Source organism: Paracoccus saliphilus, from assembly GCF_028553805.1.
GTDB classification, from domain to species: Bacteria; Pseudomonadota; Alphaproteobacteria; order Rhodobacterales; family Rhodobacteraceae; genus Paracoccus; species Paracoccus saliphilus.
Genome location: NZ_CP067140.1, coordinates 604947 through 630917 on the forward strand (window position 1 = coordinate 604947; position 25971 = coordinate 630917).

Genomic DNA, 25971 nt, shown 5'->3' on the forward strand with positions numbered 1-25971 from the left:
CAAGACGAGGCATGCGATTATCCTCTGATCCCCTTCCGAAAGAGATCACGGGGCCGGTGGTAAATCCTTGCTGGAATCCATGGCTTCGGGTGATATGCCCTCTCCTCGTGCTTGCACCCGGCGAATGAATGCGCAATCAAGGCGCGGATGCGAGGAAAGGGGCAAATGATGTTGGATGTGAACGCCAAACCCACCGAAGAGATCGACCTGCGCGAGGTGTTCGGTCTGGACAGCGACATGAAGGTAAAGGGTTTTGCGGAGGGTAGCGATCGTGTGCCCGATATCGACAGCACCTATAAATTCGACCCGGACACGACCTTGGCGATTCTGGCGGGCTTTGCCTATAACCGTCGGGTGATGATCCAAGGCTATCACGGCACCGGTAAATCCACCCATATCGAGCAAATCGCGGCGCGCCTGAACTGGCCCTGCGTGCGGGTGAACCTCGACAGCCACGTGTCGCGGATCGATCTGATCGGCAAGGATGCGATCAAGCTGGTCGATGGCAAGCAGGTGACGGTGTTCCACGAGGGCATCCTGCCTTGGGCGCTGCGCAACCCGACCGCCATCGTCTTCGACGAATATGACGCGGGCCGCGCCGATGTGATGTTCGTGATCCAGCGTGTGCTAGAGGCCGATGGCAAGCTGACCCTTCTGGACCAGAACGAGGTCATCACGCCGAACCCCTCTTTCCGGCTGTTCGCGACATCGAACACGGTGGGGCTGGGCGATACGACCGGGCTGTATCATGGCACGCAACAGATCAACCAGGGTCAGATGGACCGCTGGTCGCTGGTCTCGACGCTGAACTACCTGTCACATGACGCCGAAGCCGCCATCGTGCTGGCCAAGAATCCGAACTACAATAACGAAAAGGGCCGCAAGGTGATCAGCCAGATGGTCACGCTGGCCGACCTGACCCGGACCGCCTTCATGCAGGGGGACCTGTCGACGGTGATGTCGCCGCGCACGGTGATCACATGGGCGCAGAACGCCCGGATCTTCGACAATGTTGGCTATGCCTTCCGCCTGACCTTCCTGAACAAATGCGACGAACTGGAGCGCCAGACCGTGGCCGAGTTCTATCAGCGCCTGTTCGACGAGGAACTGCCGGAAAGCGCGGCGGCAATGGCGGGGTGACATGGTTTGCCCACCGATTCAGGCGGGCAGGCAGGACTAACGGGTCACCGCGCCACGGCGTGGGTTCGACTCGATTGACCGGGAGGAGTATGGATAGAAGATGAAGAACTCCGACAACCCCGCGGATCCGTTCAAGAAGGCCCTGACCGAGGCCACCCGGACGCTGTCCGATCAGCACGAGTTGAACGTCACTTTCAGCGCCGACCCCGCCGGGGTTTCGGGCGATACGATGCGGTTGCCCCAGATCAGCCGCCGGATGGCACGGGACGAGGTGCTTCTGGCGCGGGGCACCGCCGATGCGCTCGCGATGCGGATGCGGCACCACGATGCCGGAACCCATGCCAAATTTGCCCCTGCAGGGCCGATGGCGCGCGAGCTTTACGAGGCGATGGAGACCGCCCGCTGCGAGGCTCTGGGCGCGCGCGACATGCCCGGCGCGCTGTCGAATATCGACGCCAAGATCGGTGCGGATGCCGAGAAGAAAGGCTATTCGCAGATCAAGGCTGCTTCTGATGCGCCGTTATCGGTGGCGGCGGGTTATATCCTGCGGCAGGCGGCGACCGGGCGGCCCTTGCCCGGGGGCGCGCAACATGTCGCGGATCTCTGGCGGCCCTTTGTCGAGCAGCAGGCCGGGGATACGCTTGATGATGTGAACGAGGTTCTGGCAGATCAGGCCGCCTTCGCGCGGCTGGCGCGCCGGGTCATCAGTGATCTGGGCTATGGTGACCAGCTGGGCGAGGATCCGGACGAGCCCGAAGAGGACGATGCCGAAGAAAACGCCGAGCAGGACGAAGAGGCCGGCGACAACCAGTCCCGCGACCAGGATGACAGCGAGGATGCCGAGGCTTCTCCCGAAAACAGCCAGGAGCAGCAGCAGGACGAGCGGCAGGCGCAGGTCAGCATGGACGATCAGTCCGATGAGCAGATGACCGAAGAGGCCGAGATGCCCGAGGCCGAGTCGCCTCCTGACATCCCGCCACCGGTCAGTGAGGCATCGCCTGAATACAAGGTATTCAGCCAGCAATGGGACGAGGAAATTCGTGCTGATGACCTAGCTGACCCGGCGGAACTGGAACGGTTGCGGGCCTATCTGGATAAGCAGCTTGAACCCCTGCGCGGCGCGGTCAGCCGATTGGCGAACAAGCTGCAGCGGCGCTTGCAGGCACAGCAGAACCGGTCATGGGAATTCGACAAGGAAGAGGGAGTTCTGGATGCCGGGCGCTTGGCTCGGGTGGTTGCGAATCCGACCACGCCTCTGAGCTTCAAGGTCGAGAAGGACATGGAGTTCCGCGACACGGTGGTGACCCTGCTTCTGGATAATTCCGGCTCGATGCGGGGGCGTCCGATCTCGATCGCGGCGATCTGCGCCGATGTGCTGGCGCGCACACTCGAACGTTGCAGCGTCAAGGTCGAGATCCTCGGCTTTACCACGCGGGCATGGAAGGGCGGACAGGCGCGCGAGGCGTGGTTGCAGGCCGGACGGCCTTCGGCGCCGGGGCGGTTGAACGATCTGCGCCACATCATCTACAAGCCCGCCGATGCGCCATGGCGGCGGGTGCGGCCCAATCTGGGGCTGATGATGAAAGAGGGCTTGCTGAAGGAAAACATCGATGGCGAAGCGTTGGAATGGGCGCATAAGCGGCTGGTCAAACGCCCCGAGGCGCGCAAGATCCTGATGGTGATCTCGGACGGGGCGCCGGTCGATGATTCGACGCTGTCGGTGAACCCGGCGAATTACCTGGAAAAACATTTGCGCGACGTGATCGCCATGGTCGAGCGCAAGAAGGCAGTCGAGCTTCTGGCCATCGGGATAGGCCATGATGTGACCCGCTATTACGAGCGCGCGGTGACGATCACCGATGCCGAGCAACTGGCGGGCGCGATCACCGAGCAACTGGCGGCACTGTTCGACAGCGATCCGCGCAAGCGCGCCCGGGTGATGGGAATGTCGTCGCTGCGCCGGGCGTGATCTGCCTCCCTGGTGCGGCGGGGCCTCGGTGAGTTTTCGGGATCAGCTTGCGCCAGCGGCCAGCAGCAATGCCTCGATTTGGTCGTAACCGCGATTGCGGGCATGTTGCAGCGGTGAGACGCCATCGCCGTCGGGAAGGTTCACATTCGCACCGGCCCGGATGAGAAGATCGACGATCTGCTGGTGACGTGTACCGCCATCCGACAGGATGATCGCTTCCAGAAGCGCGGTCCAGCCAAGCTTGTTGACATGGTCGATATCCACCCCGGCCTCGATCAGCCGGGCAACGGTTTCGACATGACCGCGCTCTGCCGCCGGGATCAGTGCCGTGCCGTCAAAGCGGTTGGTGCTGGCCAGGTCGGCACCATGCGCCAGTGTCATTTCCAGGATCTCAAGATAGCCGCTCGCCCCGGCATAGAGATAGGCGCTGTCGAGTATATCGTCCTGGGCATTCACATCCGCCCCGGCCTCGATCAGCAACCTTACCGCCTCGACTCGGTTGTGGCGTGTCGCTACCAGTAGCGCGGTCTCGCCCTTGGTGTTGCGCAGATCGATATCGGTTCCTTGCGTCAATTCGGCCTGAATGGCCGCGATATCGCCGGATGCCGCGGCCTTGAACCAATCACCCATATCCTGACCCCTTGCTGCGAATGGCAAGACGGCCAGCATCAGCGTGAGGAGAGTGATGATACCCCAAAGCCGTTGCATGACCGTCTCGCCTGTTGCTCTGCCTCGACAGTGCAACAGGGGGCAGGTTCTGGCAACCGGGACCAGCGCGCCCGGTGTAGGTTGAAAGCGGGCGGTCCGCATTTTCTGCAGCGTGCTATTCAGCCGCGCAGCGCCTTGGCCTCTTTCCTTCGGGCATGCAGCGCCGGTTCAGTGTATCCCGAAGGCTGGTTCGCACCGTCGAAGATCAGGTTCTGCGCCGCTGCGAAGGCCGGGCCGTCGAATTTCGGCGCCATGGGAATATAGGCTGGATCGCCCGCATTCTGCCCATCGACCTTGACGGCCATGCGGCGAAGTGCGTCCTCGACCTCCTCGCGGCTGATCAGCCGCTGTTCCAACCAGTTTGCCATGTATTGCGCACTGATCCGGCAGGTGGCGCGGTCCTCCATCAGGGCGACATCATCGACATCCGGCACCTTGGAGCAGCCGATCCCCTGATCGACCCAACGCACGACATAGCCAAGGATACCCTGGCAGCTATTGTCCACCTCGCGCAGGATTTCGTCGCGCGCCATTGGTGTGGCGCCAATCAGGGCAGGGGTCAGCAGCAGGTCGGGATCGGGCATCGGTTCGCCCGCCAGTTCTTGCTGTCGCGCGGCCACATCGACCTTGTGGTAGTGCAGTGCATGCAAGGTTGCGGCGGTCGGGCTTGGGACCCACGCAGTATTCGCGCCCGCCATTGGATGGCCGATCTTGGCCTCCAGCATTTCGGCCATGGCGTCGGGCTTGGCCCACATGCCCTTGCCGATCTGTCCCTTGCCGCGCATTCCGCAGGCCAGCCCGATCAGCACATTCCCATCCTCGTAGGCCTGCAGCCACGCGGATTTCCGCATTCCCTCGCGCCCGACAAAGGCACCGACCTGCATCGAAGTATGGATTTCGTCCCCGGTGCGGTCGAGGAAGCCCGTGTTGATGAATACCACCCGATTGCGGATCGCGTGAATGCAGGCGGCGAGATTGGCCGAGGTCCGCCGCTCTTCGTCCATCAGTCCCAGCTTGACGGTATTGGCAGGCAGGCCCATGACCTTCTCGACATGGGTAAAGACGCGGTCGGTGAAGGCGGCCTCGTCAGGGCCATGCAGCTTCGGCTTGACCACATAGATAGAGCCCGCACGGCTGTTGCGCGGGCCTTCGCCCCGCTTCAGGTCATGCAGGGCGCAGGCGATGGTTACCATCGCGTCCATCAGCCCCTCGGGCGTGTCCTCGCCGTTCCGGCGCACCACATCGGTATTCATCAGCAGGCCGACATTGCGCACCAGCAGCAGGGCCCGCCCCGGCAGTGAGATCAGGCTGCCATCAGGCCGCGTCAATTCGCGGTCATCGGCCAGTCGGCGGGTCATGCTCTTGCCGCCTTTCTCGAATGTCTCGGCCAGATCGCCTTTCATCAGCCCCAGCCAGTTGGCGTAAACCCCGATCTTGTCTTCGGCATCGACGGCGGCGACGCTGTCCTCGCAATCCTGGATTGCGGTCAGCGCGGCCTCGATCACGACATCGCGCAGGCCCGAAGCCGAGGCCGCCCCGATCGGATGATCGGGATTGACAACCAACTCGACATGCAGCCGGTGATGGCGCAATACATGGGCGGTATCCTTGCCCTCCTGCCGGGTGCCGATGAATGCCGAAGGGGCGGCCAGCCTGACCTCGGTCCCGTCAACCAGCGCGACCAGCCCGCTTGCATCGGCCCGATAAGCCGTGACCCCGGAATGGCTGCCCGATTCCAGCGGGAATGTCTCGTCCAGGAATTGTGCCGCCCGTGCCACCACGGCATCGCGGCGAGCCGGATCGATTCCGCCACCTGCCGGGGGCGGCCCCATCACATCGGTCCCGTAAAGCGCATCGTAAAGCGAACCCCAACGCGCATTGGCCGCGTTCAGGGCAAAGCGGGCATTGCTGACCGGCACGACCAGTTGCGGTCCGGCAATGCTGGCGATCTCAGGATCTATCGCCCCATTTTCGATGCTGAAAGGCGCGGGCTGAGGAACCAGATAGCCGATTTCTGTCAGGAAGGCCCGATAGGCCGCCGCATCCCATGGTTGATTGCCGCGTGCCTTGTGCCATTCGTCGATGACCGCCTGCAATTCGTCTCGCCGGGTTAACAGGGCCCTGTTTTCTGCAGTGAAGCCATCCAGCAATTCGGCATAGCCCGACCAGAAGTGATCCGCATCGATATCTGTTCCCGGCAGGACCTGCTCTTCGATGAAGTGGGCGAAAGCCTGATCGACCTCCAAACCGTGGCGTTGGATATATGTGGCTTTCATCTTCTCGGACCTTCTGTCTGGGTAATCGGCACTGGCCATTGGGGGCCGCATATCTGTGCCGTTTCGGCGATTCCGCTGGTGTCTGGTGTTTCGGTATACCGTCGCAGACCGAAACTCAAACCCGAGCTAAGCCAAGCCGTGATCACTTCCAAGAGATTTCAGGAAAAATTTTCCAGAATGAACGAGGAGGCCCCCAAAAAGGGGGGGACGATCCGGGTTCTTGCATTCTCCGCAATTCCGAATTGCACAACCGTGCCGGGTTCCCTATGTCTCGGGCATCCCCCTCAGGAGGTCACATCATGAACGATACGCAATATCAGCCACCCAAGGTCTGGACCTGGGATGCAGAGAATGGCGGCGATTGGGCGGGCATCAACCGGCCCACCTCCGGCGCGCAGTTCGATCGGGACCTGCCGGTCGGCAAACATCCGTTCCAGCTTTATTCGCTTGCCACGCCCAACGGGCAGAAGGTCACGATCCTGCTGGAGGAGCTTCTCGCCGCCGGTGAGAGTGGCGCGGAATATGACGCATGGCTGATCAAGATCGGCGACAGCGATCAGTTCTCTTCGGGTTTTGTTGCTGCCAATCCGAACTCCAAGATTCCCGCGATGGTGGATCGTTCGGGTGATCAACCCGTCCGGGTCTTCGAATCCGGCCATATCCTGCTGTATCTGGCCGACAAGTTCGGTCGCTTCCTGCCGCGCGACCATGCCGCCCGGACAGAGGCGATGAACTGGTTGTTCTGGCTGCAGGGCTCGGCGCCCTATCTGGGTGGTGGCTTCGGGCATTTCTATGCTTACGCACCCTATCCGATGCAATATCCCATCGACCGCTTCACCATGGAGGCCAAGCGGCAGATGCACCTTCTGGACAGCACGCTCGCCGAGCGCCGTTTTATCGGCGGCGAGGAATACAGCATTGCCGATATGGCGATTTGGCCCTGGTACGGGAACCTGGTTTTCGGCAAGCAATATGATGCGGGTGAGTTCCTGAATGTCTCGGAATACAAGCATCTGCGGCGTTGGGCGGACGAGATCGCGGAACGTCCCGCTGTGCAGCGTGGCCGGATCGTCAACCGCAGGAACGGCGAGCCGTGGGAACAGATGGACGAGCGGCACGACGCCTTGGATTTCGACAAGCTGCCCCAGAGACCGGCAGAGTAGGGCCGGCATTCCATCTGTTATATAGGTCGGAATAATCTTCCGCACCTAGCTCTATTTTCATCTACCACACCAGAAAACTTGCAGGTGTGGTAGGGCTTGAACTGTTGGAACGTAGATCGCTTGCCTGAAATCAGCCAATGCTGTCTCGCCCGTGCCGCGGGTGAGGTGCGGATGGTGTCTGGCTATTGCGCCATCTCTTGCACCTGCACAGTGACTGCCAGCCTCTCTGCTCCGCTGCCCATCGCAACTCCGCGGATCGGGGCGGCGTCGATCGCATCCAGGCCGGAGCCAAGGCGGACATAGCGCTCATCCGGGCAGCATCCATTCGCCGCGTCGAAGCCGACCCAGCCCAGATTGCCGACATGAATTTCGGCCCATGCATGGGCAGATTCATGCGCTTGGCCGTCGAGGGTCGAGTGCAGATAGCCCGAGACATAGCGCGCGGGCAGATCGTGCAGGCGGGCGAGTGTGATCAGCGCGTGGGCATGATCCTGACAAACGCCTTCGCCCAGGGCAAGCGCCTCGGCGGCGGTGGTCTGTGCCTGAGTCACACCGGGGCGAAAGGCGATGACTTCGTTGATCGTGGCCGACAGCTTGTGCCCCAGATCCAGCGCGTCGTCATGCGTTGTGACCGATCGCGCCAGCTTGCGCAGCGCCTGATCCGGGGCTGTGGCGCGAGTGTCGCGAAGATAGGCGAGCGGATGGATCATCTCGCGATGGCCGCGCAGCACGCCTGCGGTGTCGCGGGTTTCGACATGGCCGGTGATCCGCACGGTGGCCTCATCGGCCGGACCACGCAGGGTCCAGCCCTCGATCCAGTCGCCCGCGCCGTCGCGGAACCCCGGCCCCCGGATGCCGTCCGGGATCTCGATCAGCCAGTCATGAGTTTTCTGCCCCTCGAAGATCGAGGGCGTCAGGCGAAGGCTTTGCACGAGGTTGCGGATCGGCTGGTCATAGCCATAGACGGTTTCATGCGAGATACGCAGTTTCATGGATCACGACCCTCCCAACAGGTAATCTTGGTGCACCAGGTTCGAGACGGCGCTGATCTCGCCTATGAACCAGCTGAGGAATTCGTGCAGCCCCTCGTCGAAGATCGTGTCGATATCGCGTGCCTGTAGGGCGTCCAGCGTCGCGCGGGCCTGGTTGCGGGCAGTGGCGGGCGCGTTCTCGCCATAGCGCCGGACCAGCCCGTCCAGATGCCAGACCGTTTCGTAGAGCGAGGTGATCAGCGAACGCGGGCTTTCTCCGTTCAGGATCAGGAAATCGGCTACCCGCGCGGCGGTGATGTCGCCGCCGTAAGCCCAGTGAAAGGCGCGATGTGCCGACAGCGCGCGCAGGATCACCATCCATTGATAGGTATCGAGGCCAGAGCCTACGAACTCGATTCGGGGCAGCAGCACGAAATATTTCACGTCCAGCAGCCGGGCAGTGGCGTCGGCGCGCTCCAGCCCGAAACCGGTATGCATGAAATGCCAACCGTCATTGCGAAGCTGCGTGGCATTGATCGCTCCGCGCACGGTCGAGGTATGGCTGGTGGTGAAATCGGTGAGTGTCGCGGTGTCCAGCTTGGCTCTCGGCGTTTTATCGATCTTGCGCAATTCCTGATAGGCGACATTCAGCGCGTCCCAGACTTGGCTGGTCAATGCCGTGCGCACGATCCGGCCACTTTCGCGAGCCTTCTCGATGCAGGAATAGACAGATGATGGGTTATCCCGGTCGAAGAAGGTGAACTCCTCGATATTCTCCTGCGTGATTTCGCTGTATTTCTGCTGAAACAGGCCGGAATTACCCGATGCCTGTAAAAGCGAGTTCCATTCGTTCTGATATCCTACCGCGGTATTAGGCAGCAGCGTGATGCGCTGGCCCACTTCAAGCAGGCGGGCGGCGGTTTCGGCGCGCTCCAGGTGGCGGCCCATCCAGAACAGGTTGGAGGCGGTGCGGCTGAGCATCTCTGATCCCTCCCTTTATTCCGACAGGACCCAGGTGTCCTTGACGCCACCGCCCTGAGACGAGTTGACGACAAGGCTGCCTTCGCGCAGCGCCACACGGGTCAGGCCGCCCGGTACAAGTTCGATACGGTCCCCGCAAAGACAGTAGGGGCGCAGATCGACATGGCGCGGTGCGACTCCTTCTTCGACGAAGGTCGGGCAGGTAGAGAGCGACAGGGTGGGTTGGGCGATGTAGTTCGAGGGGTTGGCCTCGATCTTCTTGCGGAAGGTTTCGATTTCCTCCTTGCTGGCCTTTGGTCCGACCAGCATGCCGTAACCACCAGAACCGTGAACCTCCTTCACTACGAGATCGGGGAGGTTGGCCATGACATATTTGTAATCCTCGTCTTTCCACAGCGTCCAGGTCTGGACATTGTTCAGCATCGGCTCTTCGCCAAGGTAGAAGCGGATCATCTCGGGGACGAAGGTATAGACTGCCTTGTCATCGGCCACGCCCGCGCCGGGGGCCGAGCAGATCGACACTCCCCCCGAGCGATAGACATCCATTAGCCCCGGAATGCCCAGCATGGAATCGGGACGGAAGCAAAGTGGGTCGAGAAACGGGTCGTCGATCCGGCGATAGATGACATCGACGCGCTTTGGCCCCTGCGTGGTGCGCATATAGACGAATTCGCCATCGACGAAGAGATCCTGCCCCTCGACCAGTTCGACGCCCATCAGGTTGGCGAGAAAGCTGTGCTCGTAATAGGCGCTGTTGTAGTGGCCCGGCGTCAGGATCACACAGGTCGGGCGGCTGTCGCATTTCGTGGGCGCCACCGATTCCAGGGTCCGGCGCAGCAATTCGGGATATTGCTCCACCGGTTCGATTCGGTTGTTGCGGAAAAGTTGCGGGAACATGCGCATCATGATCTCGCGGTTTTCCAGCATGTAGCTGACGCCCGACGGCGTCCGGCAATTATCCTCGAGAACGAAGAACTCGTCCTTGCCGGTGCGGACAAGATCGATGCCGATGATATGGCTATAGACGCCACGCGGGGGCACGATGCCCACGACGGCTTTTTCATAGGCTTCGTTCCGATAGACCAGCCGCGCCGGGATACGGCCCGCGCGGATGATTTCGCCTCGTCCATAGACATCGCGCAGAAAGGCGTTCAGGGCGCGGGCGCGCTGCTTGATACCGCGTTCCAGCTTGCGCCATTCGGATTGCTCGAAGACGCGGGGCATCATGTCGAAGGGGATCAACCGGTCGGGATCGCCGCCTTCGCCATACACTGCAAAAGTAATGCCGATGCGCCGGAACAGTGCCTCTGCTTCGGCCTGTTTCATTTGCCGGAGTTCTTCCGGCATAGTTCTCACCCATTCGTTGAGGCGTGCGTAGGGTTCGCGGACGGCTTCAGCCTCGAACATCTCGTTATAGCAAACCATGATTCCCCCGAACTCCGGACACAGACCCTTTAAGGGCATTCCAAGGTTGATGATCGGAGAGAGATCCGGCGAAGTCTATAGCGGAAAGGTCTTCGCCGTGCGAAAACCCGCCTTGTTCCGGCACTGCCGAGGCCGCGCTGGCGTTCAAGAGTTGGTCCGTCGATGTTTTGGGCAGTTTGAAAATATGCCCCAATTCGCGATCAGGGGGTGCGATTATTCCTCGGGGCGGGGAGGGGCGCTTGGGGTGCGGGCGCCCGCACGCTGCCAGCGCTGTTGTTCCGCTTGGGAATCGAGCGACATGGGTCTGTAGGCGCGGTGATAGACGCTGGTTCCCGCCAGGCGCTCAAGCGGGCGGGGCTTGTTGCGCTCCCGCCATTTCTGGTCGGCCTGTGCGAGTGTCGTGCGGATGGCGGGGTCGTTACCCGAGCGGGAGGCATAGGCCACCATCGTCTGATCCGACGCGGCAACGCCTTGATCGGTCAGTGCGGCGGGATTGCCGCCCATGGCGCCCACAGCATCCGCGACCGGGGTCGGGTCGGTGAGGTTGGAGCTGCCCGGCGTCGGGGTGGGCAACAGGGCCAGATCCGGGGGCATGCTGATCGGCTTGGTGGGCAGGATCGCGAATTCGTCCGGCGAATTCTGCCCCCTTTCCAGATTCATCAGCTTTGGATCACCGCCGCATGCGGTCATGCCCATCAGTGCCGCGATGCCGATTGTCAGCGAGATTGCCCGCATTCTCCGCCCCTTTATCATTCTGCCCTGTTCTAACGCGAATTATCGGCCTCGTCACGGGGCTTGTCGCTCTTGGGTTTTTCGCGTGGTTTTCTTGCCGGTTTTACCGGTTCCGGATCGGCTTTCTTTTGCGGCATCAGAACCAGCCCGATAGCCCCGGCGAAGATCGAGATGTCCGCGACGTTAAAGCTGTAGGGATTCTGCCAGTTGGGCAACGACATGTTCAGGAAATCCGCGACGGCACCATAGGTAACCCGGTCAATCACGTTGCCAAGCGCGCCGCCAATCAGCAATCCGGCGGATATCCGCGCAAGGAGGCCCGGGGCCGCCCGCCAGATCCAGATCCAGACCCAGAGTGAAATCGCCAATGCAATGCCGATCAGCACCCAACGCATGGTGTTTTGTTCGGATGAAAACAGCCCGAAATTCACGCCCTGGTTCCACGCCATGCGCAGGTTGATCCAGGGGGGCAGCACGTCGATCTCGTGCCGCCGGTCGAGTTGCAGCACATGCACGACCCAGTATTTCAGTGCCTGGTCCATCGCTATGATCGCGGCCGTGATCCAGCCGGTCAGCCGCATATCGGCACGGATCGGCTCGGGCGGCCCCTTTGGCCGGCGCGCGCGGGGAGCCTTGGGTTTGACACCCTCGAATTTCGGAGCCTCGGCCATCAGTGACGGAAATGACGCTGGCCGGTGAAGACCATTGCCAAGCCAAGGCGGTTGGCCGCCGCGATCACCTCGTCGTCGCGCATCGAGCCGCCCGGCTGGATTACCGCTTTCGCACCTGCCTCGGCCAGCGCTTCGATCCCATCGGCAAAGGGGAAGAAGGCGTCAGAGGCGACCGCCGCGCCCTCGGTTGGCGGTTGGGACAGGCCAAGCGCCTCGGCCATGTCTTCGGATTTGCGGCGGCCGATGTGGGTGGAATCCACGCGGCTCATTTGGCCTGCGCCGATGCCGACGGTGGCCATATCCTTGGCATAGACGATGGCGTTGGATTTGACGTGTTTGGCGACGGTCCAGGCGAAGAGCAGATCGTTCAACTCGTCTTCCGAGGGCTGGCGCTCGGTCACGATTTTCAGCGCCTCGCGGGCGACATGGCCGTTATCGCGTCCTTGCACCAGAAACCCACCAGCGACCTGCCGGAATGTCGTCCCGGCGGCAGTCGGATCGGGTAGCCCGCCGGTGGTCAGCAGGCGCAGGTTCTTCTTGGCGGCAAAGACGCGTTTCGCGTCGTCATCGGCATCTGGCGCGATGACCACTTCGGTGAAGATCTTGACGATTTCCTCGGCGGTGGCGCCGTCCAGAGGCTGGTTCAGTGCCACGATCCCGCCGAAGGCAGAGGTCCGGTCGCAATCGAAGGCTCGCTTGTAGGCGTCAATGGCGGTGTTTCCGCGTGCTACACCGCAGGGATTGGCGTGCTTGATGATGGCGCAGGCCGGACCTTGGGCCGGGTCGAACTCGGCGGCCAGTTCGAAGGCCGCGTCGGTATCGTTGATATTGTTGTAGGACAGTTCCTTGCCCTGCCATTGCTTGGCGCTGGCAACCCCGGGGCGCGTTTCGCCCGTGACGTAGAAGGCTGCCGATTGATGCGGGTTCTCGCCATAGCGCAGCCCTTGGGCCAACGTCCCGGCAAAGGCGCGGCGGCGCGGGGTTTCCTCGCCGATGGCGCCCGCCATCCAGGTCGATACGGCGGCGTCATAGGCGGCGGTGCGGGCATAGGCGATCTGCGCCTGGCGCTGGCGGAACTCCAATGTCGTGTGATCGTCGTTGGCGTCCAGCTCGGCCAGCAGGGCGTCGTAATCCTGCACATCCACGATGACGTTGACGAAGGCGTGATTCTTGGCCGCTGCCCGGATCATCGCCGGGCCGCCGATATCGATATTCTCGATGCAGTCCTCGTAGGCGGCGCCCTTTGCCACGGTTTCCTCGAAGGGATAGAGGTTCACCACCAGCAGATCGATCGGGCCGATGCCATGCGCCTCCATCGCGGCCAGATGCTCGGCATTGTCGCGCAGGGCCAGCAATCCGCCGTGCACCGCGGGATGCAATGTCTTGACGCGGCCATCCATCATCTCGGGGAACCCGGTGACATCGGCGACATCCACCACGGTCAGCCCGGCTTCGCGCAGGGCCTTGGCGCTGCCCCCGGTCGAAAGCAGTTCGATGCCACGGGCAGACAGTTTCCGGGCGAATTCGATCAGCCCGGTCTTGTCGGAGACCGAGATCAGGGCGCGTTTCAGGGCGACGGGATGGGACATGTGGGGCCTCGCATCTGGTTTGGTGATCAACTAACCGCCTGCGGGCCGAAGGTCCAGCGTCACGCGGGCTTGCCAAGGCACACCATGTAAAATCCATCCATCCCGCCCAGATCCGGCCAGTAATCGGGGCGCAGGCGCAGCCCGCCCTCGGGGGTGATCCAGGCAGGATCGATGCCGGGCAGGGCGGGGGGCAGGGCGGCAAGGCCGGGATGGCGGGTCAGGGCGGCGTTGATCTGCGCTTCGCCCTCCTCGGGTAGCAGCGAGCAGACGGCATAGACCAACCTGCCGCCAGGAGGGAGCTGGGCCAGCGCGTGGTCAAGCAGGCGCGATTGCAGCGTCACCAGATCGGGAATGCCGCTGCCGTCGCGCAGGAAGGGCAGGTCGGGATGGCGGCGGATCGTGCCGGTCGCAGAGCAGGGGGCGTCCAACAGGATCGCGTCGGGGGCTGTGTCAGCTTGCCATTCCAGGGCATCGGCGGTGACCAGATCGGCGCTCAGACGGCAGCGTTTGAGATTCTCGGCGACGCGTCTCAGCCGCGGGGCGCTGATATCCACCGCCGTCACCTGGGCCCCGCTTGCCGCGAGTTGCAGTGTTTTCCCTCCGGGGGCCGCGCAGATATCCGCGATCCTCTCGCCCGGTTGCGGATCGAGCAGGCGCACCGGAAGGGCGGCGGCGGCGTCCTGCACCCACCACGCGCCCTCGGTGTAACCCGGCAGGGCCGAGACCTGCACATGGCCGGAGATACGCAGCGAGCCTGTCGGCAGTTCGGCGGCACCTTCGATATGCGGCATAGCGGTTTTTACCGTCAGATCGAGCGGCGCGCCCGCCTGATGGGCTGTCTCGATGGCCAGTGCCGCATCTTCTCCATAGGCTTCGGCAACCGAAGATCGCAGCCAGCCGGGCATGCGCTGTGGAGGCAGACCGGTCCAGCCCTCGTGACGAGAGACCTTGCGCAACACCGCATTCACCATGCCAGCCGCGGCTTGCCCTCGCTTGCCGAGGCCGCGTGTCAAATTCACCGCAGCATCGACGACGCCATGCGCCGCACCACCCAGTTCCAGCAACTCGACCGTGGCAAGGCGCAGGACATCGGCGACCTGCGGGGCCGGCTTGCGACTGACATAGGCGGCGATCACCGTATCCGCGCGGGCCTGATGCCGCAGCACCTCGGCCGCAAGACGACTGGCGCGGGCCTGATCCGCCGGTGGCATCGATTTGAGGGTTGCTCCCTGATCGGATAGGCTAAGTCCCTCGCGCACACCCGCAAGCAGGTGCAACGCGCCTTTTCGTGCCAAGTCACCCGCCGGTTTTGCCAAATCGCTTCCTTTCGCCTAAGTCTTGTCGCAAGACTGACGTGACCCATACGCCCAATCAGGGAATGTTTCCATGAGCGATCGACCCGATTTGCCGCCCGCTGCCCAACGCGCCCTAGCTGAGGCCGAGGAGCGCCGCAAGGCCGCAGCGAAACAGGCTGCCCTACCCAAGGAATATGGGGGCCGCGATGGACCGGAACCCGTCCGCTTCGGCGATTACGAAAAGAACGGTCTCGCGGTGGATTTTTGAGATGGACTGGCTGAAGGCAACGGCAGTTCAGCAAGGCCGGGCGATCATTGCCGGGCTGCTCGATCCGCTTGATCAGGTCGAGGCCTATCTAGATGCGATCAAAGCGCATCCGGATGGCAAGCGCATTTATGCGCGGCTGACCGAAGCCCGCGCCCGTTCCGAGGCCATTGCCGCCCATGACCGGGTCAAGGCCGAGCTTCGGCGCGGCCTGTTGGACGGCGTGGCGATCAGCTGGAAAGACAATATCGACAGCGGCGGCACGGTGACCGAGGCGGGGTCACGTCTGCTGGAGGGGCGCGTGCCGCGCCGCGATGCCGAGGTGCTGGCGCAGGCGACCCGGGAAGGGCTGGTCTGCCTGGGCAAGACACATATGACCGAACTGGCCTTTTCCGGGCTGGGGCTGAACCCGATGACCGCGACGCCTCCCAATTCGCTGGATCCGTCCAAGGCCCCTGGAGGGTCCTCTTCGGGCGCGGCGGTATCGGTCGCCTTGGGGCTGACTGCCGCGGCGATCGGGTCGGATACCGGCGGATCGATCCGGGTCCCGGCGGCGTGGAATGACATCGTGGGCTTCAAGCCGACGCATGGCGCTGTGTCTTCGCACGGGGTGGTGCCGTTGTGCCGTCGCTTTGACGTGGCCGGGCCAATCGCCCGTTCGGTCGAGGATTGCGCCGAGATCATGGCGGTGCTGACCGGTCGCCCGGCCGTAGATCTGAAAGGCTCGTCAACCGCTGGTCTGCGGTTGATGGTGCTGGATGGCGTGCCTTTTGAAGAGGCCGAGGAAGGTCCGGCCTCGGCGTTTCAGGATGCGGTGGAGCGGCTTGCCCGCGCCGGGGCAACAATCTCGCATGGCAAACCCGAGATCGTCCGTCGCGCCATGGACCTGTCCCCGCATCTCTTTGCGCCAGAGGCCTATGGAATATGGCGCGCGCAGATCGAGGATGCACCCGAGTTGATGCACAAGCCGATCCTCGAGCGTTTTCGCAGCGGAGCCGAGGCCAGCGCCGCAGATTATGTCGGCGGATGGGAAAGGCTGACGCGATTGCGCCTTGAATGGGCCGCCAAGGTCGCCGGATATGATGCCATCCTGCTGCCCAGTTCAGCGATCCTGCCGCCCGATGCCACCCGGTTGGTCGAGGACGAGGATTATTTCGTGCGGGCCAATCTGCTGACCCTGCGCAATACGCGGATCGGCAATCTGCTGGGCTTGCCGGCAGTTACGTTGCCCACGGGGCATCGCGGATGCGGGATCATGGCAATGGGCCATGTTGGCGGTGACCGGCATCTTCTGCGCGTCGCAGCGGGAATGGAGGCCGCATTGGCCGCCAATTGAGGCCATGTGCCCGGCTTTCACTGGACGCAAGCGTCTGATCACGCTAATGTTGATGCCAATAACGGGGCAAAGACTCCGAAAGTGAGGCAGACATGGCAATTCCCGAGCGGTTCTCGAACCTGCCGGACTACGCGTTTCCGCGATTGCGGGCGTTGTTGTCGGATATCGAGCCCGGGCTGGCGCCCGGCGAGGCTCCGATGGTGCTGACCATCGGCGAGCCGCGCCATGCCATGCCCGATTTCGTGACGCAGGTGATGGCTGAGCATATCGGCGGATTTGCCAAATACCCGGTGAACGAGGGCACGCCGGGGCTGTTGGATGCGATTTGCGGCTGGCTCGGGACACGTTATGACCTTGATGTCGCGCCCGAGCGTGTCATGGCCCTGAACGGTACGCGGGAAGGGCTTTTCAACGCGGCCCTGGCGCTGTGCCCCGAGCGGAAGAACGGCGAGCGTCCGGCGATACTGATTCCGAATCCATTCTATCAGGTCTATGCGGTCGCGGCGGCGGCGGTGCAGGCCGAGCCGGTTTTCGTGCCCGCTACCGTCGAAACGGGCGATCTGCCCGATTATGCAGCATTGCCAGCCGAGTTGCTGGATCGCACGGCGATTGCCTATCTTTGTTCGCCCGCCAATCCACAGGGGGCAATCGCGGATCGGAATTACCTGCAGACCCTGATCGGCTTGGCCGAGCGCCATGATTTCCTGATCTTCGCCGATGAGTGCTATTCCGAGATCTACCGCGATGCCCCTCCGCCCGGTGCATTGGCCGTGGCAACCGAGATGGGGCTTGCGGAACGGGTGTTGATCTTCAATTCGCTGTCGAAGCGTTCCAACTTGCCGGGGCTGCGTTCGGGATTCGTGGCGGGAAGTGCTGCGAATATCGTCCAGATCCGCAGGTTGCGTAACTATGCAGGGGCGCCGTTGCCGCTGCCGTCGCAGGCGGTCAGCGAAGCAGCCTGGCGGGACGAGGCGCATGTCGAGGCCAGCCGGGCGCTGTATCAGCGGAAATACGAGATCGCCGACCGGGTGCTGGGCAATATGCCGGGCTATCGCCCCATTTCGGGCGGGTTTTTCCTGTGGCTACCGGTCGAGGATGGCGAGGCGACTGCCCGTAAATTATGGGCGGAGGCCGGGATTCAGGTTCTGCCCGGCGCTTATTTGTCGCGTGAGGTGCAGGGCGCCAATCCGGGCAAGGGGTTTGTCCGCGTGGCATTGGTTGCTTCACCTGAGGAAACCGAGGCCGCGCTAATCCGGCTGCGCGGCGTTTTGTATGACGACGATTGAGAGTGGGGAAGGGTAACGGAATGGCAAGCTGGCAGGCGAAACATCGCGATCCGCTGTTCGACCAGAGCACGCAGGCCGCGTTGGAGCGACGCGGCAAGGAACTGGCTGGCGCGGGGCTCATCGTGGTTGGCGTCCTCGTTGCAATGATGCTGGGCAGCTGGACCGCCGAGGACCCCAGTTTCCTGGCGGCTACCGATGCACCGGCTCAGAATCTTCTGGGCAGTTTTGGCGCCTATGTGTCCTCGCCGCTGATGATGATCGCGGGCAAGGGGTCGTGGATGCTGGTCGTCGGCGCCTTTGTCTGGGGCCTGCGGCTGATGCTGCACCGGGGCGAAGAGCGGATCATGCGGGCGATCTTCCTGCCGATCGCGGTGGCCTTGGCCTCGGTATATTGCAGCAGCCTGGCGCCGGATGCGGAATGGCAGCAAAGCTATGGCATGGGTGGCCATTTCGGCGACATGGTAATGGGCGCGCTGCTGAACGTGATTCCGTTCAAGGCGCAGATCGGGATCAAGATCGCTGCCCTGCTGGTTGCCGTCGGAGCGGTTGCGGTTTCGGCCTTCGTGCTGGGTTTCGACTTGACCGAGCTGCGCCGCTTGTGGCGGCGCTTCCTGGTCGGGTTGGTGACGGCCTATGACATGGGAATGCGGGTGGCAGGGCGCGGGGCCGTGGTCTCGGCGGGACTTGCCCAGAAGATGCGTGAACGGCGTCATGCCAAGGGCGCGAATGCGGCCGAGCCGCAAGAGGCGCGGGATCGCGGCGGGATCTTCCAGCGGCGGAGAATGGCCGAGGCCGATGCCGGTTACCAGGAATTGGCAGGTGATCTGCCCGAGCCGGAACTGATTGACCGCGATTCCGATTACCAGGGCGACGCCCCCTCGGATGAAGAGGTTCGGGGCCGCATAACCGATGCGATCCGGAACCGGACGGCCAAATCCTCGGTGCTGGCGGCGGTAACGTCGCGGCTGGTGCGCGGCGGTGCCGAGGACGATCACCGCGACGAGCCTCCTCTAGTGGCGGAAGAGATGGAGGATGTTGCCGAGCCTGCACCTTTCGGACAGGATACGAAGCGTGTCATGGTGGCACCGCAACGCAAATCCACGGCCTCACGGCAGGCGCAGGCCGAAGCGCAGCCGCAGCTACGCTTCGACGAGACGGAAACTGCCTATGAAAAGCCGCCCCTGGCATTGCTGACCGCACCCGCGACCATCGAGCGGCTGCAGCTTTCCGAAGAAGCGATGATGGAAAACGCCCGGATGCTGGAAGCGGTGCTGGACGATTACGGCGTCAAGGGGCAGATCACCGAGGTGCGGCCTGGCCCTGTCGTCACGCTTTATGAGCTGGAACCGGCACCTGGTCTCAAGGCCTCGCGGGTGATCGGCTTGGCCGATGATATCGCGCGGTCGATGTCGGCCCTGTCAGCACGTGTCTCGACCGTTCCCGGGCGCAGCGTGATCGGCATCGAACTGCCGAATGCGAAGCGCGAGATGGTGCTCCTGCGCGAGATCCTGTCGGCGCGCGCCTTTGGCGATGGCAAGCAGCCCCTGCCGCTGGCACTTGGCAAGGATATTGGCGGCGAGCCGATCATCGCCAATCTGGCAAAGATGCCTCACCTGCTGATCGCGGGGACGACGGGTTCGGGCAAATCGGTGGCGATCAACACCATGATCCTGTCGCTGCTCTACAAGCTGACGCCTCAGGAATGCCGGTTGATCATGATCGACCCCAAGATGCTGGAACTGTCGGTCTATGACGATATCCCGCATCTGCTGTCGCCGGTCGTGACCGATCCGAAAAAGGCCGTCGTCGCCCTGAAATGGGTCGTGGGCGAGATGGAAGAGCGTTACCGCAAGATGTCCAAGATGGGCGTGCGCAATATCGAGGGCTATAACGGCCGTGTCCGCGAGGCTCTGGCCAAGGGCGAGATGTTCAAGCGCACTGTCCAGACCGGCTTTGACGAGGATACCGGCGAGCCGATCTTCGAAACCGAGGAATTCCAGCCCGAGGCCTTCCCCTATATCGTCGTCATTGTCGACGAGATGGCAGACTTGATGATGGTCGCGGGCAAGGAGATCGAGGCTTGTATTCAACGTCTGGCGCAGATGGCACGGGCCTCCGGTATCCACCTGATCATGGCGACGCAGCGGCCCTCGGTCGATGTCATCACTGGCACCATCAAGGCTAACTTCCCGACCCGGATATCCTTCCAGGTGACCTCCAAGATCGATTCTCGCACGATCCTGGGCGAGCAGGGGGCCGAGCAATTGCTGGGCCAGGGCGACATGCTCTATATGGGCAACGGCGCGCGGATCACCCGTATTCACGGCCCCTTCGTCAGTGACGAAGAGGTCGAAGAGGTCGTGACCCATCTGAAAAGCTTTGGCCCCCCGTCATACAAGTCCGGTGTCGTTGAGGGACCTGCTGATGAGAAAGCCGGAGATATCGACGCGGTTCTGGGGCTGGGTGGCAGTGACAACAGCGAGGATCAACTCTATGATCAGGCCGTGATGATCGTGGCCAAGGACCGCAAATGCTCGACCTCTTATATCCAGCGCAAGCTGGCAATCGGCTACAACAAGGCTGCCCGTTTGGTAGAGCAGATGGAAGAGCAAGGGGTGGTCTCGGCCGCCAACCATGTCGGCAAGCGGGAAGTGCTGGTGCCCGAGGTTTGAGGGTGGAACTTCATTGACGATCTGGCACATTCATATGCTGAATGCGCGTCATGGCCTGACGCGCATTCTTCCGGAAATACGGCAGGCCGCCCGCGATGCGGTGGCGCAGGCATCTGTTCATGCCGATCTGCCCGATTTCGACCTTGTGGTGAAAGCCGATCCCGAGGGCTGCATTCCCGCTTTGGGCATGGGTGGATATGCTCCTGCTCCCGGTCTGATCGAGATCAAGCTCGATCCCGAGCGCTTTGTCACCTCCACGCTGATCCGGACGCTCATTCACGAGATGCATCACCTGATCCGTTGGGATGGGCCGGGATATGGCCGGTCATTGGGTGAGGCACTGGTCAGCGAGGGGCTGGCGGGGCATTTCGTCTTGCAGGTTCTGGGCGGGCAACCGGACAGGTGGGATGCGACCACCCCGGCCCAGGGCAGTGCCCGAGCTGCGATGAATGAATGGTCCCGGCGTGATTACGACCATGCCCGCTGGTTTTTCGGTGGGGGAGACCTTCGGAAATGGACCGGTTATGGATTGGGGCATCGGCTGATTGCCGAACATCTGTCCCGGAACCCCGATGAAAACGCCGTGACGCTCGCGTGCGTGCAGGCCGAGACCCTGCGTCCGGTGATGCGCAGGCTGACAGGGACGGAAGGTGCGGCGCAAAATGCCGAGGATTCCTTGGCCGAGGGAGAAGACAGGGCGGACGAGGCGTAACGCGGCCACCGGCGGTCAGACGAACCGGCGCAGGCGCGGCAATCATCGGCCGCGCCTTTCCCGATCCGGGGATTGGGCATTGGTCTGATCACCACTCTTCGATAACCGTCTCGGCGTCCCATCCGGTCAGCGGCGCCTCGGACCAGCTGCCATAGGCGGCATTCGGGAAGGCGATCCATTCACTGCCCCATTTGCCCGCGTTTTCGTCGACCAGCGCTTTCTGATCCTCCAGCGGGGTCTTGCGGAAACCGTTGTCGAAATCATGCAACGTGTCGCCAAGCAGCAGAACGATCTGATGATCCTCGGAGACGATCTCGCGGCGTTCGACCTTGGGTGGTCCCAGAAGCAGCACGGTTTCCGGGCTGACCTGTGGCAGCTCCAGTTCAGTCAGCGACACGATCGTGTGCTCTTTCTGCTCGTCCGCACGGTCCGAGATATAGCGGATCGCCACGCCCAGACTATCGGCATGGTCGAGAAATGCCTTTGCGCCGGGGATCAGGGTCGGATTGCCGTCGCGCTCCCATGGTAGCCAGGTGTCCCAAGCGTCATAGGTATGGCAATTTTCCAGGTCGCGGGCCAGAAGCGGGGTATTGTCGATCACGGTTTCGTCCAGGTCGGTGACGACGGCCAGTTTCGAAGGATCCTCGGCATCCGCGACCGCCGCGTCCAGTTTCTCGGTCGCGATGTTATAGGCTTGCCGCTGCAACGCCCGGATCTCTGCGGATTGCTGCTGGAAGCGCAATCCCATGGTGAATTCGGCGACCGGGCAATCATTGGCTTCGCCTTCCTGCGCCAACGCCGCCGGGGCAAGAAGGAACAGGCCCAGGCAGGTGAGCGCCGGGGTTCTGATGGAACGGATGGTCATGTTGAATACTCCCAGTTGCTTCATGCAGCCCCTTCGAAGAGGCTTGCGATAAGGCTAAGGAGTATTGATTGACCAGTCAAACAAACTTGTTCAGGCGGCTGCCGGAGTTGCAGGCGGCAGCCGCGATGGCTCCTCGCGCACCGGCAGATGGATCAGGGCACTGAAGGCACCGACGCCGACGCCGACCCACCAGACCAGTGTGTAATCACCATAGATGTCATATAGCTTGCCCCCGAGCCATACGCCCAGGAACGAACCGAGCTGGTGCGACAGGAACACGAAACCGTAGAGCGTACCCATATAGCGCAGGCCGTAGATATAGGCGACCAAACCCGAGGTCAGTGGCACCGTGGCCAGCCACAGCCCGCCCATCACCAGCGAAAACACGATGACGCTGGTTGGCGTGATCGGCATCAGGATAAAGGCTGCTGCAGCAATGGTGCGCAGCGTATATATGCCCGCCAGCAGGTATTTCTTGCTATAGCGCTTGCCCAGCCATCCGGCAAAGATCGCCCCCGCGATATTGGCCAGCCCGATCAGCGAAATCGCCGCCGCCCCAAGTGCCGAGGTCGTCGTGATCCCGATCGAGGCGAGCGTACCCATCGGGCTGATCGGTCCGCACATCTCGGTCACCATGGCGGGGAAATGCGCCGTGATGAAGGCGAGCTGGTAGCCGCAAGAGAAAAAGCCCGCGAAGATCATCAGATAGGACGGATCGCGAAAGGCGCGCCGCAACACGCTGCCCAAGCTTTCCTCCAGCTCGGAGCGGGTGGCGGGCTTGCCATCCCCAAGCATCGGCAGAAAGAACATGCAGGCCAGCACGATCACGCCAAAGATGATGAACACGGATTGCCACGTGTAGAAAGCCAGCAGGATCTCGGCCAGTGGGGCGCCAAAGACTTGCCCGGCCGAGCCGGCGGCGGTGGCAATGCCAAGGGCGAGGCTTCGGTTCTCGTCGCTCGCGGCGCGCCCGACCACCGCGAGGATGACCCCGAACCCGGTGCCCGCGATGCCGAAACCGACCATGACCTCCAGCAACTGCATGGTCGCCGGGGTGGTTGCATATGCGCTGAGTACCAGCCCTGCCGAATAGAGGATTGCGCCCAGAATGATCGCCAGGCGGTCCCCCCAACGTTCCGCCAAGGCTCCAAAGACCGGCTGGCCGATCCCCCAAGCGAGGTTCTGGATGGCGATGGCCAGCGAGAACTCCGCGCGCGGCCAGCCAAATTCCTCGCCAATGGGAATCTGGAACACGCCAAAACTGGCGCGCATCGCGAAATTGATCAGCAGGATAAGAGAGCCCCCGATCAGGACGGGGGTGAAAATCCGGGCTTGGGTCGACATGCAGGGAACCTGAGCGGCAAAAATCCGCGACCAGCGTTGAACGCTCCTGCGAGTAATATCAAGCCCGGATTTGTGATGCGATGTATCAGCCGGGCTGATGATTCAGCCCGACTGCAAGATTCTCAAAGATCAGTTGCGGCGTGCGAGCTCGCTTCTGATCGAGAATTTCGAATCTGCGATTGCACCGCCCTTGCGCATTTCGCCAAGGATGACCGTGGTTTTCTCGCCGCTGTCGTCGGTGACGACCCACTGACGAAGTTCGGTCGGCCCGCCGGTGAACACCATCTGGATATTCCCGTATTCCGGGTGCGCGGGATCCTGAGCCGTCACAACCGTCGAGTTCTTGGCCTCGGTATAGCCGGTGACCATGTTCGCGCGTCCCAGATCGACATTTGCGTCAAGGATGATCGAAAGAGGGGTCTTCGAAAGTGGATATTGCTGCGGGCCACCGTTGGATTTGGGGTCGAATACGGCGACATTGCCTGCCGATGCCAGAACCAGCGTCGAATCATTGTTATATTCGAAGCGCACACGGCCCGGACGGCTGATGAAGACCGTGCCGGTCGAGATCGAACCGTCGTTGTTCACCTGCGTGAACTCGGATGTGACCGTCTTGAGGCCGTTGAGATAGTTGGAAATCTCGTTCAATGGAATTTTTTCGGCCAGAGCCGGAAGGGCGAGGCCAAGTATGAGGGCGGGCGCAAGTGCGATAGAGCGTATGTTCATGGCGCCGATAATATCCTTTTCGTTTCAGACTGCACATCACGTCTGATGGAAGATGTCAGCGGCGAACGCTCTCGTATCGGTGAGGGTTCCCGAGTTCACGCGGAGTTGCAGTTTCCTGCGTCACCTGACCGAAGCGTGCGCGACATATTAACGTCGCAATTCATCGCTAACCCTATGTCGCATCCAGCCAGCGACAGGAGCCAGACGCATGTCCCTCATCCGCCCACGCATGACACGCCGCAGCCTCTTGATGTCGGGTCTCGCCACCACGGCGATTCTCGCCATGCCCGCAATCATCCGCGCTTCTTCTCGCCCAGTATTCGCGCACGGGGTGCAGTCCGGTGACATCAATGCGCAGGGCGGCATGGTCTGGACACGCGCAGATCGACCCTCCCGCATCGCGCTGGAAGTCGCCGCGTCCGAAAATTTCGAGGACGCTCGGCAAGTTGCGCAAATGAGCGCGCTGCCAGACAGCGATTTCGCGGTCAAGGCGCTGCTCGATGGAATGGCACCGGATCAGACGGTTTTCTATCGCATGACTGCCACGGACCTGTCGGATTCGAATGCTGTCAGCGAGCCCGTCACGGGCCGCTTCCGGACCGCCCCGACCGAGCGGCGGGATATCCGCTTTGTCTGGTCGGGCGATACCGCCGGGCAGGGCTGGGGCATCGATGACGAGGGGATGCGAACCTACGCCACCATGGCCCAACACGAACCGGATTTCTTCATCCATTCCGGCGACACGATCTATGCCGATGGCCCGATGGAAGATGAAGTCGAAATCGAGGGCGGGCTTTGGAAAAACACCGTGTTGATCGACGAGGTCCGCAAAGTCGCAGAAACACTCGATGAATTCCGTGGCCGCTGGAAATACAACCAGATGGACCAGCATGTTCAGGCATTGTCCGCCGTCTGTCCGACCCTGTTCCAGTGGGACGATCACGAGGTGGTCAATAACTGGTCCCCCGGCAAGGACCTGACCGGCGATGACCGCTATACCGAGAAGTCCATCGCCCTGCTGCATGCCCGCTCCGCCCGCGCTTTCCACGAGATGACGCCGATCAGCTATACCCCGACAGAGCCGGGCCGCGTCTATCGCAAGATCGCCTACGGTCCGTTGCTGGATATCTTCTTCCTCGATCTTCGCAGCTATCGCGGCGCCAATAGCGAGGGAATGGAAGACGAGGTCACGGCACAGTCGCAGATTCTGGGAAAGGCACAGCTTGACTGGCTGAAATCCGAGTTGAAGGCATCGAAGGCGACATGGAAGGTGATCGCCTGCGACATGCCCATCGGTCTTTGTGTCTGGGACAAGGTGGCCGAGGATCAGCAATTCGTCGAAGCCATCGCCAATGGCGATCCCGGAGCACCCAAGGGACGCGAACTGGAATTCGCCACACTTCTGCGCTTCATCCGCGACGAGAGTATCAAGAATACCGTCTGGCTGACGGCAGACGTGCATTATACCGCCGCGCATGAATATCATCCCGACCGTGCGTCATTCCAGGAATTCGATCCCTTCTGGGAATTCGTTTCTGGTCCGCTGCATTCCGGCAGTTTCGGCCCCAACGATCTCGACATGACCTTCGGTCCCGAGGTGAAATTCGTGAAAGCCCCGCCAGCCGGTCAGGTGAACCTGCCGCCCTCTGCCGGGCTGCAATTCTTTGGTCTTGTCGATATCGCGGGCGATAGCGGGCAGATGACGGTCCGGCTGATGGACCGCGCCGATAACGAATTGTGGTCTGTCACTCTCGATCCGGAGCAGGCTGTCTGAAGGAGCCGAACCGGAAGTGCCGCCACCTTGTCCCGCAAGAACTTCGTGCCGACTCCGATGCTGAATTGTGA

At 62.2% G+C, this 25971-nt stretch carries 21 protein-coding genes; 9 read left to right on the plus strand and 12 right to left on the minus strand.

What is annotated here, in order from left to right:
• Positions 1-168: 168 nt before the first annotated feature.
• Entirely contained in the window at positions 169-1140 is a 972-nt protein-coding gene (cobS, locus tag JHX88_RS02860; RefSeq protein WP_076522973.1) for a cobaltochelatase subunit CobS, read from the plus strand.
• Between the two features lie 100 nt (positions 1141-1240).
• Positions 1241-3109 carry a cobaltochelatase subunit CobT gene (gene cobT, locus JHX88_RS02865; protein ID WP_076522729.1) on the plus strand — a complete coding sequence of 623 codons (1869 nt, stop codon included), beginning with the start codon at positions 1241-1243 and terminating at the stop codon, positions 3107-3109.
• Positions 3110-3151: 42 nt separating this feature from the next.
• Here the strand turns inward: cobT and JHX88_RS02870 are convergent, their stop codons facing one another.
• Both JHX88_RS02870 and JHX88_RS02875 read right to left on the minus strand, forming a co-directional pair.
• A complete protein-coding gene (locus tag JHX88_RS02870) occupies positions 3152-3817 on the minus strand; it encodes an ankyrin repeat domain-containing protein (RefSeq protein WP_084202765.1) in 666 nt (221 codons plus the stop codon).
• 119 nt (positions 3818-3936) lie between these two features.
• Positions 3937-6093 carry a malate synthase G gene (locus tag JHX88_RS02875; protein ID WP_076522977.1) on the minus strand — a complete coding sequence of 719 codons (2157 nt, stop codon included), beginning with the start codon at positions 6091-6093 and terminating at the stop codon, positions 3937-3939.
• Between the two features lie 299 nt (positions 6094-6392).
• On the opposite strand from JHX88_RS02875, the gene yghU reads away from it, so the two are divergent.
• Positions 6393-7256, plus strand: a complete 864-nt coding sequence (gene yghU / locus JHX88_RS02880; protein WP_076522731.1) for a glutathione-dependent disulfide-bond oxidoreductase — start codon at positions 6393-6395, stop codon at positions 7254-7256.
• A 182-nt stretch (positions 7257-7438) separates the two neighbouring features.
• On the opposite strand, the gene JHX88_RS02885 is transcribed toward yghU, so the two are convergent.
• From JHX88_RS02885 to JHX88_RS02915, 7 genes are all read right to left on the minus strand, one after another.
• On the minus strand, positions 7439-8248 hold the full coding sequence (locus tag JHX88_RS02885; RefSeq protein WP_076522733.1) for a transglutaminase family protein: 810 nt from the start codon (positions 8246-8248) through the stop codon (positions 7439-7441).
• Between the two features lie 3 nt (positions 8249-8251).
• Positions 8252-9208: an alpha-E domain-containing protein gene (locus JHX88_RS02890; RefSeq protein WP_076522736.1), complete on the minus strand. Its 957-nt coding sequence runs from the start codon at positions 9206-9208 to the stop codon at positions 8252-8254.
• Between the two features lie 15 nt (positions 9209-9223).
• A complete protein-coding gene (locus JHX88_RS02895) occupies positions 9224-10615 on the minus strand; it encodes a circularly permuted type 2 ATP-grasp protein (protein ID WP_272848249.1) in 1392 nt (463 codons plus the stop codon).
• Between the two features lie 231 nt (positions 10616-10846).
• Positions 10847-11368 carry a DUF3035 domain-containing protein gene (locus JHX88_RS02900; protein ID WP_076522741.1) on the minus strand — a complete coding sequence of 174 codons (522 nt, stop codon included), beginning with the start codon at positions 11366-11368 and terminating at the stop codon, positions 10847-10849.
• A 29-nt stretch (positions 11369-11397) separates the two neighbouring features.
• Positions 11398-11946, minus strand: a complete 549-nt coding sequence (gene lspA / locus JHX88_RS02905) for a signal peptidase II (RefSeq protein ID WP_076522979.1) — start codon at positions 11944-11946, stop codon at positions 11398-11400.
• Positions 11947-12035: 89 nt separating this feature from the next.
• Complete coding sequence (gene purH / locus JHX88_RS02910) at positions 12036-13625, minus strand: bifunctional phosphoribosylaminoimidazolecarboxamide formyltransferase/IMP cyclohydrolase (protein ID WP_076522742.1); 1590 nt, start codon at positions 13623-13625, stop codon at positions 12036-12038.
• A gap of 59 nt (positions 13626-13684) precedes the next feature.
• The gene (locus JHX88_RS02915) at positions 13685-14941 is read right to left on the minus strand and encodes an RsmB/NOP family class I SAM-dependent RNA methyltransferase (RefSeq protein ID WP_076522744.1); all 1257 of its coding nucleotides are present in this window, start codon (positions 14939-14941) and stop codon (positions 13685-13687) included.
• Between the two features lie 70 nt (positions 14942-15011).
• Between JHX88_RS02915 and JHX88_RS02920 the strand changes: the two genes are divergently transcribed.
• The 5 genes from JHX88_RS02920 to JHX88_RS02940 all read left to right on the plus strand — a co-directional run bounded on the left by JHX88_RS02920 (position 15012) and on the right by JHX88_RS02940 (position 21191).
• Positions 15012-15188 carry a DUF1674 domain-containing protein gene (locus JHX88_RS02920; RefSeq protein WP_076522746.1) on the plus strand — a complete coding sequence of 59 codons (177 nt, stop codon included), beginning with the start codon at positions 15012-15014 and terminating at the stop codon, positions 15186-15188.
• Position 15189: 1 nt separating this feature from the next.
• Complete coding sequence (locus JHX88_RS02925; protein WP_076522748.1) at positions 15190-16521, plus strand: amidase; 1332 nt, start codon at positions 15190-15192, stop codon at positions 16519-16521.
• A gap of 92 nt (positions 16522-16613) precedes the next feature.
• Entirely contained in the window at positions 16614-17807 is a 1194-nt protein-coding gene (locus tag JHX88_RS02930; protein ID WP_076522751.1) for an aminotransferase class I/II-fold pyridoxal phosphate-dependent enzyme, read from the plus strand.
• Between the two features lie 20 nt (positions 17808-17827).
• Positions 17828-20479, plus strand: coding sequence for a DNA translocase FtsK (locus JHX88_RS02935; protein WP_076522753.1), 2652 nt, complete (start codon positions 17828-17830; stop codon positions 20477-20479).
• A gap of 13 nt (positions 20480-20492) precedes the next feature.
• Positions 20493-21191, plus strand: a complete 699-nt coding sequence (locus JHX88_RS02940; RefSeq protein WP_076522755.1) for a DUF2268 domain-containing putative Zn-dependent protease — start codon at positions 20493-20495, stop codon at positions 21189-21191.
• A gap of 88 nt (positions 21192-21279) precedes the next feature.
• Here the strand turns inward: JHX88_RS02940 and JHX88_RS02945 are convergent, their stop codons facing one another.
• The 3 genes from JHX88_RS02945 to JHX88_RS02955 all read right to left on the minus strand — a co-directional run bounded on the left by JHX88_RS02945 (position 21280) and on the right by JHX88_RS02955 (position 24126).
• Complete coding sequence (locus tag JHX88_RS02945; protein WP_084202769.1) at positions 21280-22056, minus strand: 5'-nucleotidase, lipoprotein e(P4) family; 777 nt, start codon at positions 22054-22056, stop codon at positions 21280-21282.
• Between the two features lie 90 nt (positions 22057-22146).
• Complete coding sequence (locus JHX88_RS02950) at positions 22147-23400, minus strand: MFS transporter (protein ID WP_076522757.1); 1254 nt, start codon at positions 23398-23400, stop codon at positions 22147-22149.
• Between the two features lie 129 nt (positions 23401-23529).
• Positions 23530-24126 carry a LolA family protein gene (locus tag JHX88_RS02955; RefSeq protein WP_076522759.1) on the minus strand — a complete coding sequence of 199 codons (597 nt, stop codon included), beginning with the start codon at positions 24124-24126 and terminating at the stop codon, positions 23530-23532.
• A 208-nt stretch (positions 24127-24334) separates the two neighbouring features.
• On the opposite strand from JHX88_RS02955, the gene JHX88_RS02960 reads away from it, so the two are divergent.
• Positions 24335-25900 (plus strand): alkaline phosphatase D family protein, encoded by a 1566-nt coding sequence (locus JHX88_RS02960; RefSeq protein WP_076522767.1) that lies wholly within the window; start codon positions 24335-24337, stop codon positions 25898-25900.
• Positions 25901-25971 lie beyond the last annotated feature (71 nt).